Source organism: Laspinema olomoucense D3b (genome assembly GCF_025370785.1).
Lineage (GTDB): Bacteria > Cyanobacteriota > Cyanobacteriia > Cyanobacteriales > Laspinemataceae > Laspinema > Laspinema olomoucense.
This window is the reverse complement of sequence record NZ_JAMXFA010000021.1, coordinates 30,575-44,593: the sequence shown is the minus strand read 5'-3', so window position 1 is coordinate 44,593 and position 14,019 is coordinate 30,575. Positions and strand designations below refer to the sequence as shown.

At 47.6% G+C, this 14,019-nt stretch carries 3 protein-coding genes and 1 pseudogene; 1 reads left to right on the top strand and 3 read right to left on the bottom strand.

What is annotated here, in order from left to right; genetic code table 11:
• Positions 1–77: 77 nt before the first annotated feature.
• A pseudogene (locus tag NG792_RS16500) lies at positions 78–4,793 on the top strand (response regulator); the annotation flags it as partial.
• Positions 4,794–4,999: 206 nt separating this feature from the next.
• Here NG792_RS16500 and NG792_RS16495 read toward each other — a convergent pair.
• The 3 genes from NG792_RS16495 to NG792_RS16485 all read right to left on the bottom strand — a co-directional run bounded on the left by NG792_RS16495 (position 5,000) and on the right by NG792_RS16485 (position 13,714).
• Positions 5,000–5,854 (bottom strand): Npun_R2479 family HD domain-containing metalloprotein, encoded by an 855-nt coding sequence (locus tag NG792_RS16495; RefSeq protein ID WP_261198057.1) that lies wholly within the window; start codon positions 5,852–5,854, stop codon positions 5,000–5,002.
• Positions 5,855–6,515: 661 nt separating this feature from the next.
• A complete protein-coding gene (locus NG792_RS16490) occupies positions 6,516–8,417 on the bottom strand; it encodes a hybrid sensor histidine kinase/response regulator (protein ID WP_261236103.1) in 1,902 nt (633 codons plus the stop codon).
• On the bottom strand, positions 8,414–13,714 hold the full coding sequence (locus tag NG792_RS16485; RefSeq protein WP_261236102.1) for a PAS domain S-box protein: 5,301 nt from the start codon (positions 13,712–13,714) through the stop codon (positions 8,414–8,416). Before NG792_RS16485 ends, NG792_RS16490 begins: the two co-directional genes overlap by 4 nt.
• Positions 13,715–14,019 lie beyond the last annotated feature (305 nt).

Sequence of the window (14,019 nt, the reverse complement as noted above, 5' to 3'; positions counted from 1 at the left end):
ACCCTTGTTTAACAAATAGGAATAGGAATGGGACACCCGCTATGCAGCCGGAACAACGAGAGCGAATAATGGGCTATTTTATTGAGGAGGCCACAGAACACCTCAATACAATAGAACAAGGGTTGCAAAATCTGTCGATCGCGGTACAAGATCCCTCCGTACTTGCGGAACTCTTTCGGGCGGCCCACTCCGTTAAAGGGGGGGCAGGAATGCTGGAACTGGGTGCCATTCAACAAATCGCTCACAAACTAGAAGACGAATTTAAAGTGCTTCAGGATGTGCAAGTGGAAGTTGACTCCACGCTTTCGTCCCTATTTTTGAGAGTGTTTCGGGGGCTTCAGGATACTGTGGCATTAATCCGCGTTCCCGGTCCCTTAGACGAAGCCAAAGGAGCCGCGATTTGTGCCGAAGTCCAACCGGCGATCGCCCAACTTCACAAGCATTTAGCCCAGTTGGTTCAGGAACAAGAGAGTCCCTCAGCCTTCGTGACGCGCACCCAGAAAAGAATCCAGATGGGAGGCGAACTCACCCGCCTCCAGAGTCCGCCCAAGCACAGAGGCGCAGAAGAAGACAGTGCCAAACAACTCATTTTTAAAAGTGATGTTTCTCGGCTGTTGCAAGAAATGGTGCATCTGTTGAAGCAGGGAGAAAATCCTGAACGACAAGAACGGATGCAACAAATCTGCCGCCAGTGGATACGAGCCGGAGAGCAATTCGATTTAAAATTGTGGTGTCATTTAATTGAGCAGGTAGCCACAGCGATCGCTACTCCAGAATATAGCTATCGGGTTCTTGCCCCTATTCTCATCAAAGAAATCCAAAAGGCTAGAGAACAGGTTCTCTGTGGCCATGCCGAAGCCATTACCGTCAGTCCAGAACTCGAAAGACTCCTCCGGCCTCAACAACAACCCGCAACTTCATCAGCCATCCCAATCCTATCGGAAACTACTCATACAGACTCAAAATTTAATCCTATGCCTAATAACGTGTCAAACTCTGATCACAATCAACGAACATCCCAAGGGCGCGACTCTACAAGGAAAAAGAATCCGGATGCAGAAAACAACCAGACCTGGAGTGAAGATAAACGGGGTAGCAAACCCACTTATAATAGTGGTCCGGAAGTAGGAGCAGCGGAACTCAACACTCTGGCGGACTTATTTGAAGGAGAGAGTTCCTACTTTGATGAAAACTGGGAAGGAGAAGAAGTCGTAGAAGAAGCAAATACCGGGGAAGGGACCCGGGAGGCTCTACTCCCGGACCCGGGAGAACTTCTCTCTAATACCAATGATTTTGACGATTTATTATTTGAACCCCCTTCGGGCAATCGGACCCCGATGAGTAGTCCGGAAAATGACGAAGAGGATTTAGGTAACCTGTTCGGACTTGAGGGATTTGTAGAGATGGAGGATAGCAGCATCAGCGAACCTCCCCGGAGTCCCACCCCCGTAGAACCGCTCAAGTCCTCCAGTCAAAAACTAGATGACTTGGGAAATTTGTTTGAGGAAGTCGCCACCGAAGAACTCAAAGAGCCCGATGATTGGGAGCAAATGTGGGATGATGAGCCGCTAGATGCCGTCACTGAAATGAACCCACCGGAACCGGAGGCGGAGTTTTCCCTAGAAATAGCGGACGATTCAGAATTTAGGGATTTGCTGGAAATCAATGGATTTGAAAGTGGCACAGAAGCTGGGGGAGACAGGTTTGAACCGCAACTGGCTACTGAAATTCCCATTGATGAGGAAGATTTTGACAATTTGTTTGGAGAGACCGGCGAGGATGAGGATGCTTCGTTGAATCTTACCTCGTCTGAGGAATCAATGGATTGGTTTGACTCCGAACCCTCGGAAAGTGCAGCTATAGAAGACGACTTGACGGATTTATTTGAACTCGACAGGGCCCCGTCGCCCTCAATTCAAGCCGCGAAAGAGCCGGTAGGGCAAGGAAAAGCCGCCCGGACTTCTGGGCAGTCTGACGAGTTTTGGTTGGACTTTGAGGAAACCGATTCAGAGCCACAGTCCGATGTCTTAGAAGCCTTGGACGGCCTGTTTGATGATGAACCACCCCGGGCGATCGCAGAGCTTGATCTACTGGAGGACTCCTCTTTAGATTCCGAACTGTTTGGGGAGGAACTGGCGGCAGGGGATGACAACTACAACCTCTTCGAGGAGAGTCAGAGCAACCTGGACGGTGAGGATTGGAACTGGGACCCGGAGAGTTCGGAAGACCCGGAAGACACTAGCGACTTTTATCAAAACTTAGAGTCCCTGTTCGATGAACCGACGGGGCGATCGCCTAACCTTGATGTCAACCAAACCTCCCCGCCCCCCCAAGGGCCATCGAAGGCAACTGGGTCAGGGTCAGGATTTTCTTCGTCCACAGAGGTTAATTTAGACTTTGAATCCTTATTTGGGGAGGAGCCGTCCGTCTCCGTGATGGGTGACCTGGGCCAAGCCACCCCTGTGGCAATATCCGCTCCCATCCGAGAGCGCCTGGATTTGCCTCCGGAACCCAAACTGACCCAGGGAGCAGATGTTTTTACGGAATTAGACTACTTGTTAGCAATGGGGCCGCTCAAAGCGAGTTTTGAGGAGTTAGAAATTCTGTTAAACCCGGTGAGTAGCCAGAAACCAGGGGCAACCAGCCCTTCCACGGCTGTGGCTGCTTTACCGACGACGTATCCAAACTCCCTAACATCCTCATCGGGCTTCCCCAAATCGGATCCAGATACCACGGCTTCCGATGATTGGGCCACCCTGACGAAATTGATTGAAACTCCAGGTACAGGTTCCCACGAGTCCGGGGGCAGAGCCCCTCGGCGTGGGGGCTTTGAGCAGACTATGCGGGTCCCGGTGCGACAATTAGACAACCTGAGCAACCTGGTGGGGGAACTGGTTGTTAATCGCAATAGCATCGAGCAGAATCAGGAACGGATGCGGCAGTTTTTGGATAATTTGCTGCATCAGGTCTCCCAGCTTACGGATGTAGGGCAGCGGATGCAGGATTTGTACGAGCGATCGCTCTTGGAAATTTCTCTGCTGGCTTCCCGACAAAACTACCACTTTATGGTGGGAAACAGTAATAGCCATAAGGACCAAGGCAATGGCGGATCCGATTGGAGCGCCTTGGAAATGGATCGGTTCACGCCGTTCCATAGTCTGTCCCAAGATATTTTGGAGTTGATTGTTCGGGTCCGGGAATCGGCTTCGGATATTGAATTTTTGGTGGATGAAACTGAACAGGTGACCCGCCAACTGCGCCAGGTAACGACTCAGTTACAAGAGGGACTGACGCGATCGCGCATGGTGCCTTTTGCTCAAACTGCCGATCGCCTACCCCGTGGGGTCCGGGATAATGCGATTAAGTTTGGCAAACAGGTGGAGCTTCAGGTTGAGGGCCGTGAAACCCTGATCGATAAAATGATTCTGGAGCAACTCTCGGACCCCATGACCCATTTGGTTAACAATGCTCTGGCTCATGGGGTGGAAACTCCCGAAGAGCGCCGGAAAAAGGGTAAGCCCCCGGTTGGGCGGATCGTGGTGCGGGCGTTCCACCAAGGGAACCAAACGGTGATTTCTGTCTCCGATGATGGAGCCGGGATTGATTCGGAAAAGGTGAAAGCCAAGGCATTACAACGGGGGTTGATTTCGCCGGAAGTGGCGAAGATTATGACCCGTTTGGATGTCTATGATTTACTGTTTATGCCCGGATTTAGTACCCGGGATCAAGCGGATGATTTGGCGGGTCGCGGGGTCGGGATGGATGTGGTTCGGACCTGCTTGAGCGCTATTCGTGGGGTGGTGACGATTGATTCGACTATGGGTAAGGGGACGACCTTTACGATTCGGTTGCCTCTAACTTTGAGTATTTCTAAGGCCCTGTGCTGTATTAGCGATCGCGCCCGGATTGCGTTCCCGATGGATGGGGTGGAAGATATGATTGATGTCCCCCGCGATCGCATTAAAACTAAGGAAGATGGACAGACGTTTATTCCCTGGCGGGATACGATGTTGCCGTTCCGTCACCTGCGAGAACTGTTGGTTTATAATCGTCATCTCGGACGCGGGGTGGTGTATGGGGCCAACCCGGAAGAGGATATCATTTCGGTGGTGGTTCTGCGTTCGGCGGGTAACTTCCTGGCTCTTCAGGTGGATCAGGTGTTAGGGGAGCAGGAAATTGTAATTAAACAGCTCGAAGGACCTGTGCCGAAGCCCGTGGGAGTGGCAGGTGCAACGGTGATGGGGGATGGCCGAATTGTGGCGATCGCGGACGTTTTAGAGTTGCTCGATTTGGCTGCCGGACGTCTGCGCCGAGAAGGCACGGGCACTCTGTGGGAAGATGCCCTGGGTAACCGGATTCAGCCAGAGCCTGAAATCGAGGCGGTGATCGACCCAACGGTGCTGATTGTGGATGATTCGATTACGGTGCGTGAACTGTTGTCCATGACCTTTAATAAGGCGGGATACCGGGTGGAACAGGCGCGGGATGGTCAAGAAGCTTGGGAAAAAATGCGATCGGGTCTCCCCTGCGATTTGGTCTTCTGCGATATTGAAATGCCCCGAATGGATGGACTCGAACTGCTCTCGCGAATGCAGAAGGACCCGCAACTCACCACGCTGCCGATCGCGATGCTCACCTCTCGGGGTGCGGACAAACATCGGCAAATGGCAATTCAAATGGGAGCTAGTGGCTATTTCACAAAACCCTATTTGGAGGAATCCTTACTGGAAGCTGCCGGACGAATGCTTAAAGGTGAAAAGCTGGTCTCGCTGAAGGCGGAGGCGGGGGTTTAGCTTTAGTTTCTAGGATAATAAAAAGCGCGATCTCTGTGGAGCGATCGCGCTTTTTATTTAGGGTAAGTTTTCTGCTGTTGCTCAGACCCAACAGTGAGAACGACTTAAGCCGTTACTGCGAACAGTAGAAATTTCCCTTTCATCCTCTATCGTTCCCCTGTTGAGGGATGATTGGGGAAGGGGTTGGATGCGATCGCCGGTTGGGTTTAGGCAACCTCAGAAAGCTGCTGGTCTTCATGTTCTATTTTGAAGACATTTGCATAGAGGTTAGCGACGATTTGTTTACCTTGTTGGGTCAAATTCAGGTAAGCCAGAGCCTGGGTAATAAAGGGAAAAACACCATGCCAGTAGAATTTTGGATAGTTCCGACGGAGGTCTCCAGGATGGCGGTAATTTAGCTTTTTATTCGCCCCAGTTTCATCAAACTCATAAAATAAGGCAGCAATTTTTTGCAAGTAGCGGGGATCACTTAATTGACCGATGAGATCTGCGGCTCTAACCATTCCCGCATAATTAAAGGTATCTTTATGATCTTCATCTGCCGGAACGGGAAAGCGCGTGAGCTCGATATTGCGTTTAATGACTTCTGCATCAATCAGGCGATGACCTCCGAAACGTTCGGAGATGAAAAGTTTGCCGCGATCGACATGATAGGGGGTTAAACTGGCATCCGTAGATCCAAAGGGAATCGGTACTTTCAAACCATCTCTGCCGGTGGCATAAAGTCGTTTACTATCTTCATCTTGGCGACAGACTCCCTTGACATAGCCAATATCATGACACAACAAGGAAATAATGAAATGGAGCCAATCTTCGCAGGATACGCCGCCTTCTCGAATATGTTTACCGCGCAGAATTTCTTGTCCGACTAAGGTTACCAAAATCGTATGTTCTACGTTGTGATACAGGGCATCACTGTTGGCAATATTTTCTAAGGCCATACCACCGGCCCAAGCCAGGATTTCTGCGTAATCAGGTTTATAACCTCCGTAGGTCCGATGGTAGCCTTCTTGCAGGCGTTCTACGAAAGCTTCAATGAGTAGTGCTGTTGAATTAAACATCTTCCGTCTTCTCAATCAAACTAAGTCTTAAAGTTGGGGCAGGTTTCTTGACCACTCAGAGGGCTTTTAAGATCGGACCCCCCAGAATTGGGGGTGTATCGCCTTTCCCTCTGGATTTCCGTGGGAGGTTGGAGCGACATCCCGCTTTGGGAAGTGAGGGGTTAAACCCACTCATTGCCCAGGCTGATTTTGACATGGAAATGGCTGGGTTCCATTCGGGTTCAGGGGACACTCAGTCCGCCAATTGTTTTGAGCTTTCCATAAATGCTTCTATTATGAATTAAACCCTATCCAGAGGATGTGATGCGAGTCATTTGACCCATGTGACAATTGAGCTGTCTGTGGAGGGACTAAAGGCTAGAATCGGCTGAATTCGAGGGGGTTGATGGCGGCTAAAAAGATTTTTTGACCCCACAATGAAAAAATCATGACATTAAATTGAACAGTGTGGGATTAGAGATTCTCCCCTGGGGTATCGATGGACCCCCGGGAGGAAGGCCCTCACCGTTAGGGGGATGGAATATCGGAAACGATCGCCGCTCAAAAGTTCCCCGGGGAAGGCTCCAGGGTGCAGGTCCAGTTGGGAAAGGGAAGGCTGACAGAGGAGGGGCCTGTGCGATTCGGTCCCGGAGTCCAGGTTGACTCGGGGACCGATCGCTGCTTAAACAGCCCCCAGGGGGTCTACGGTGGATTGTACCAGGGGGAGTTCAATTACGAACTCTGCGCCTTGACCTGGGGTGGAATTGCAGGAGAGTTGTCCTCCATGTTTTTGGACGACTATTTGGTAACTAATGGAGAGTCCCAATCCTCTGCCTTTGCCGACGGGTTTGGTGGTAAAGAAAGGGTCAAATAAGCGCGATCGCCCCGATTCACTGATCCCGGGACCATTATCTTTAATCCGAATCAACAGGGTTTGGTGCTCGGTTAACTCCGTAGAAATCTGAATGGAAGGTATGAACTCAGGGGCGTTGGGATTGGCTTCCTGAGCCTTGAGGCGATCGGGTAAGATATCTTTTAAAACATCAATGGCATTATTGAAAAGATTAAAAAACACTTGGTTCAATTCGCCTGGATAACACAGAACCGGCGGAATTTCCCCATACTCTTTAATCAATTCAATTTCTTGTTCGTCAGTTATTTTAAATCGGTGTTTCAATAAAATTAGTGTGGTGTCTAAATTTTCATGAATATCAACTTTTTTAACTCCGGCTTCATCCATGAGGGAAAACTTCCGCAAAGATAAAACAATTTCATTGATGCGATCGGCTCCGGCAGCAATGGAAGTGATCATTTTTCTTAAATCGTCCGTTAAGAAATCAAAATCTAACTCTTCCATCACTTCCCTAACCTTCTCGTTGGGGGGATGTTCTTGTTGATAAATTTCCAGAAGTTTGACTAAACTAGAGGTGGCACTCTGAACATGAGAGATGTTTCCATAGATAAAATTAACCGGATTATTAATTTCATGGGCAATTCCGGCGACTAATTGACCCAAGCCTACCATTTTTTCATTTTGAACCAATTGGACTTGAGCCTCTTGAAGATCCTTTAAGGCTTGTTCAATTTTTTGCTTTTGATGGCGCATGATAGCTTCGGCCTGGAGTTTTGCAGCATCAGCCTGTTTACGGGAGGAAATATCCCGGGCGATCGCCAGCACCTCCGATGGGCCACTTTTGACATAGCGCACCTCATAAGACACCCACCGCTCTTGGTTTTTATCTCGTTGAATATACTCCGCAAGCTGGAGTTTTGAAGTCAGCAGGGTTTGCTGCACATAATGCATAATCCAAATGGCTAAATCATTGGATAAAACCTCATTAATATGCTTCCCTACAAAACTAGAATCAGCGGCTAAAGATTCAGAAATCGGAAAAATATTTTGAGTAAAATACTGGCTCTTTTGGAGGGCATTACCGGGCTGATTTTCGGGATTGTCGTCGGCGATGTCCTCCAGACTTTTTAAAGAGGGGCTACGATAATCTAAGAAAAATCCATCCTCGCCAATGCGAAACATTACATCAGGAATCGCATTGACCAATGCCCGGTTTTTGGCTTCACTCATCTCCAGAGAGCGTTGCGCATTTTGACGGTCCTTAATTTCCTGTTCTAGGCAAAGATTTTTTTCTTGAAGATTAATCTGGAGTTGGCGTAACTTTAAATGAGTTTGAACTCGGGATAAAACCTCTGCCTCTTGGAAGGGTTTAGAAATATAATCCACTCCTCCCGCTTCAAAGGCTTTGACTTTATCCTCCACCTCATTCAATGCACTTAAAAAAATCACGGGAATTTGACGAGTGCTTTCCTGCTGCTTCAAGGATTTGCAAACTTCATAGCCATCCATCCCCGGCATCATGACATCCAGGAGGATTAAATCGGGCAAGGCATTTTTACAGACGGTTAAAGCCATGTCTCCCTTCAAGGCTTTACAAACCCGGTAGCCATTATTGGTCAATACAGAGGACAAGAGGCGGACGTTATCTGGAGTATCGTCCACTACCAAAATATTCGGGCGATTGTTTTGGGATTCCCGGGGTTTATTTAATTCACCTAGATCGGAATTCATGCCTCCTCCTGTTCAGTTAATTCAATAATCATTTCAAAATCAAAGTTTTTGGTTAATTCTCTTAAAGTATGAGCCAAATGGCTATTTTCTGGGGGAATGAATTCGAGTAATTCAAAAATTCCTTCATCGTAGCCTTGACAAGCGTAGTGATAAAGTTCGGTAACAAATTGTGGAGGCATTTGAGTTAAATAATGTTTAATTTCCTCTGAATTTAAAAGGTCTTTAATGGGGGAGACTTTTGGGGACTCGGGAGAAGTTTCGCGGTGATACCGATAGCTAACCCCTAGATGAGTGGATATTTTTTCGAGGAGGACTTCTTCCCGAAATGGTTTGTGCAGAAAGTCATCACAACCGCAAGACAAAATCCCTTTTCGTTCTTCTTCAAAAGCGCTGGCTGTGAGGGCAATAATCACAGTTTTCTGTCCTTTCCGACTGGCTTTAATCTGTTGGGTTGCTTGATACCCGTCAAGCACGGGCATCCGCATATCCATAAAAATCAAATGTGGGTCCCAACTGGACCAGAGGGCGATCGCCTCTTGACCATTTTCTGCTTCCCGTATCTCAAACCCAATGTCAGAAAGTAGGGTCACTAAAAACCGCCGATTGTTAACTGCATCATCGACGACTAAAATGCGATAGCGTTCCAGAGCACAGTTTAACCCAATCACTTTTCCAGGAGTTTGAACCGGAGGTTCGGGGGTCTTGTTGATTTCCAAAATTTGAATCCCAAAGCTAAACACGCTCCCTACTCCCACGGTGCTACGGACGTGAATATCTCCTCCCATTAATTGTACAAATTTTCGACTAATTGGCAATCCTAATCCCGTGCCTTGCTGGGATTTACGTCCGGTTTCGGTTTGGGAAAAGGGTTCAAATAGCTGATTCATTTCTTCCGGCGCAATGCCAGCTCCGGTATCTGCGATTTCAATGCAGAGGATTGATGGGGTTTCAGATAAAATTGCGGAAGTATTTAGGGAATTGTTGTCTAAAGAAGGTTCTCGTTTGGCTCGCAAAGTAACTCCGCCAGAGTTGGTGAATTTGATAGCATTCCCTAACATATTAATTAAAACCTGCCGCAATTTGCTTTCGTCAGAAATTATAATTTCCGGCAGGTTACTATCCAACTCAAAATTAAGTTCTAAGCCCTTGGATTGGGTTTGAACTTTCAGCATGGCTTCCAGGTTTCGGAGTAAGTAAATTAAATTAAATGAAGTGGGGTTAAAGATGGTTCTCCCCGCTTCTATTTTGGACATTTCCAGAATATCATTAATTAATGAGAGTAAATGTTCTCCAGCTTGATTGATAATTCTCAAGTGTTCCTGGTGCTGGGCATTTAAGGAGGAATTGCGATTCATGAGTTGAGTAAATCCCAGAATGGCATTGAGTGGGGTTCGCAATTCGTGACTCATGTTCGCGAGAAACTCACTTTTAGCTTGGTTAGCCGCATCCGCAGCGATCGCCGCTTTTTGGAGGGCTTCTGATTGCTTCTGGGTTTGTTCGAGCAATTCCGCTTGCTGCAAGGCAACTCCCAATTGATTGCCAATTTGGATGACAATTTTGCGATCGCTCGGTTGCCAGTGTCGCGGGCGCTCGCTTTCGTAAGCAGCTAACAATCCCCAAAGTTTGGGCCCGCAAAAAATCGGTACAATCATGTAAGCTCTAACCTGAAATTCTTCTAATCTTCCTAAGTAACAGGGGCTAAAGTTGCGTTGATAAATGTCTTCCACCACCAAGCAACTCTCATCTCGGTTAAAATCACTCCCTCCCGTCTGAATCAGATGGCTATCTTGCCATTCTACGCAAGAATTAATCAGAACTTGCATCTGGCAAAGTTGGTCACGATCCGGTTGCGCAGACAGGTGCAGGGATTGCCGGTTTCTTTGCAAGACTGAAACTCGTGGTGAGGTGACGGCTTCCGAGACAAATTCGCCACTGTAGTCCGGATTAAAACGGTAAATGGCAACAATATCACAGCTTAAACATCCTTGCAATTCTTCGGTGGTAGCCGCAAAAATTGTCCCTAAATCCAGGGATTGACGAATCCGCTGGACTGCGGAAGCAACGGTTTTTTCCCGTTCGGCACTTTCGCGTAATGCCGCTTCACTTTCCTTGAGTTTGGTAATATCTGTTGCTGTGCCTAAGAGTTGCTTAACTGTGCCATCTTCTGTTCGGGCAAAAATCGTTTCTCGGGCTAAAACTGTGCGCCATTCCCCATGAATATTTCTCAGCCGATATTCCAGTTCCACAATGTCTCCCTCTTGAGCTTGGGAGAGGTTTTGAAAATGTTCGGGAATTTTGTCCAAGTCATCAGGGTGAATCAGAGAGGGTAACAAATTATTCCCTAATTTGGAAATTTCTGCGTCAGAATAACCTAACATTTGGGCGAGTTCTCGGTTGACATAAATGTTCCGATGTTCTAAAATATCGTAGATATATAAGAGATTGGGCGACGTATCAGCAATGTTCTGAACGAAGCGCTGGCTGGTTTGCAAGGCTTCTTCCGCTTTTCGCCGCTCAATCAGTTCAGCCTGGGCTTGCTCAAATAGGGTGGATTGTTGAACCGCGATCGCCAGTTGTCCGGCAATAGAGCGCAGGGATTCTATCTCCGAAAGATGCCATTCTCGCGTACTTTGGCAATGATGGGCAATCAGTAAACCCCACAAATTTTGTTCTTTTAAAATGGGAATGACCAGTTTAGCCTTAATCTTGAGGGTTTTCATTAACACCTCTAGACAAGGTAAATGTTTGACCAACTCGGTATCTTCAATTGCTACAATTTCCCCCTGAGCGTAACGGTCTCGTTCCTCTTGGCTAAAGCGTTCCTGGGGAAAAGTATTCTCGTTAATTTGAGGCGCAAGCGGACCAGAGGAGTGCGTGACTACGATGCCGGTGCCATTGGGATAAACTCGGTAAATTAATACGCGATCATTGGATAAAAATTGGCGAACTTCGTCGGCAGCCGTTGTTAAAACTTCTTCTAAATTTAAGGAAGATCGAATCCGATCTTGAATCGCATTGAGTAATTGCTCGCGCCTGAGTTGTTGTTCCAGGGCGATTTCTGCTTGCTTGCGATCAGTGATGTTAAAACTTGTTCCAATCAGACGGTAAATGCGATCGCTACTGTCAAAAATTGGGCTTAAGTGAGTCAGCCACCAACTGTCTTCACCCTCTAAAGGCAGCTTTTCTTCATAAGTTATCCGTTCTCTAGTTTCAATGCAGTGCTGATACCGATGCATCACCTCCTCGGCCCTGGCTTGAGGCAACAACTGTTCTGGAGTAGTCCCGCTCATTTCTTCCGCAGAAATTTGCCAAATCCGTTCATGAGTGGGATTACTATCACAATAGCGAAATGTGCCATCAGCCAAGACATCCACAATAAAAATGGCCATTTCTACCCCTTCATAGATACTGCGTAAAAACTGCTCACTTTCTTTGAGGGAGGCTTCAGATCGAATCGGCTCTGTCACATCTTCAAAATACACGGAAATTCCCTCCTTTGCGGGATAAGCATGAATTTCAAACCAGCGATTCAGAGGGGGATAAAATTCCAGAAATTCCCGGCTTATGTTGTCGGCAACCACCCGGTGGTATTCCTCATAAAATCTACCCTGTCTTGCTTCGGGAAACTCCAGCCACAGATTTTGGCCGAGGAGTTCTTCTTTGCTTCTTTGAAAGAGCCGTTCGGCTTGGGGGTTAATATAGGTAAATCGCCAACTAGAGTCGAGAGAAAAGAAAGCATCGGTAATACTTTCTAGGATATTTACCACCCGATTGGTGGCGGCTTCGGCTTCGGCGCGGGCGGCTTGTTCGCGATCGAGCAGTTGCAAGCGCTCTTGTTCCGCCTGTTTGCGATCGCTGATATCGATCGCTGTCCCTAAAATTTGCGTCACCGTTCCTTGAGCATCCTGGGCAAACACCAATTCCCGAACGGCGAAAGTCCGCCAAATCCCGCTAACATCTCGCAGACGGTATTCTCTTCTAAACAAATGACCCTCTTCATGCAAACCATAACTTTTCAGGCGATCGGGAATTTCCTGAAAGTCTTCGGGGTGCATCAAGGCTTCAAAAAAGTCCTCTCCCATGACTTTAACTTGTTCTTCCGAATAGCCGAGGATTTCCCCCAAGGAGCGATTAGTATAAACAAACTCCTGAGCCATGAGGTCATAAACATATAAAAAATTAGGGTAAGATTGAGTAACGGTTTGAATGAAATGCTCCCGTTCTTGCAAGATTTTTTCGGACCTTTGCACAATTAACTCGGGTCCCTGTTCGACTAAGGCTCTAAATTCTCCTTCCCGTTGGGCTAGAGCTTCTTCGACCCGAATGCGATCGCTAATCTCAGCCTGCAATCGGGTATTTTGTGCTTTCAATTCCGTCTCCAGTCGGGACCGTTCCTGCAATTCCTGTTGTCGCAGGGCAATTTCCTCCTGGAGGCGTTCCTTTACTTGAGTTAATTCAATCCCTTGGCGATTCAGTTGCTCCTTTAACACCTCTAGGTTGCTGTACATTTCCAGGGGGTCAAAGGCTGCTAACAAGCTAGTTTGAGTCACAATTCCCGCTAGATTTCCCGAGTCATTCACCACAACTAAGCGATGAATTCCATGTTTTTCCATTAATTGATGAGCATCCCACAAAGAATCCCCGGTTTTAAGGGGAAGCAACGGGGTACTCATAACCTGGGAGGCAACAATTTCTGCTAAGTTTAAATTTAAAGCCGGCAGTTTAACGATATCCCGTTGCGTAATCATCCCCAGGGGTACCGTTATTGAGTCATGTTGGGCGTCAACAATGACAATACAACTGACCTGCTCTCGGGTCATTTGTTGGGCGATTTCCCACACAGAAGCAGTCTGGGGTAAGTGAATTACGCGATCGCTCATCACCTTAGCAACTTGCTGGAGCTTTAATAAATCCGTGGGTTGAAGGACTTTGCAGATACTATTTTTGGTAATCACTCCCAGGATATTTCCCGACTCATCAATAGCCGGTAAGTGGCGAATTTGGTGCTGGCGCAGGGTGGATAATACGGAAAAAATTTCCAAGGCTGAGGAAACCACGATCCGGACCGGATCTGAGGTCATAATTGTGGCAACTTTGAGGGTGTGAAGGTCTCTCGCCTCTGGGGGAATTCTGAGTATATCTCTTTCGGTTAAAATGCCAACTAGCTGATGATTGTCCACCACTAATGCACAACTAACTCGCTGTTGAATCATGAGGGCGATCGCCTCACTCACCCCGGTAGCTGGCGCGATCATTAACGAGTCTTTTTCAATAATATGAATCTGGCCTAAATTCATGTTCTATCCATGCTTATTCACTTCAGTTTATAGAGTCCTGTCCCCTGGCTTGCCACGGGCTTGACTCGGTTTAATTTATTTTGGGGAGGAACTATAGCCTTTTTCTTCGGGGTGAAGTAGATTCAGGCTCCCCCTAACACCCCGAAGAAAAAGGGAGACTTTCCAAATCCCCCAGTAATTAAACATTTATTCCTATGGCTTCCCCCTTAAGAACGCCATCGACTGTACGGGGATTTAAGGGGGGGCAGGGGGGAACTCTGGGGGGCTAGGGGGGAGCCAATAAACCTACCTCATGAAGGTGAAAA

Coding starts and splice junctions, on each gene's coding strand:
- NG792_RS16495 (WP_261198057.1), bottom strand. CDS start 5,854: ATGTTTAATTCAACAGCACTACTCATTGAAGCTTTCGTAGAACGCCTG.
- NG792_RS16490 (WP_261236103.1), bottom strand. CDS start 8,417: ATGAATTCCGATCTAGGTGAATTAAATAAACCCCGGGAATCCCAAAAC.
- NG792_RS16485 (WP_261236102.1), bottom strand. CDS start 13,714: ATGAATTTAGGCCAGATTCATATTATTGAAAAAGACTCGTTAATGATC.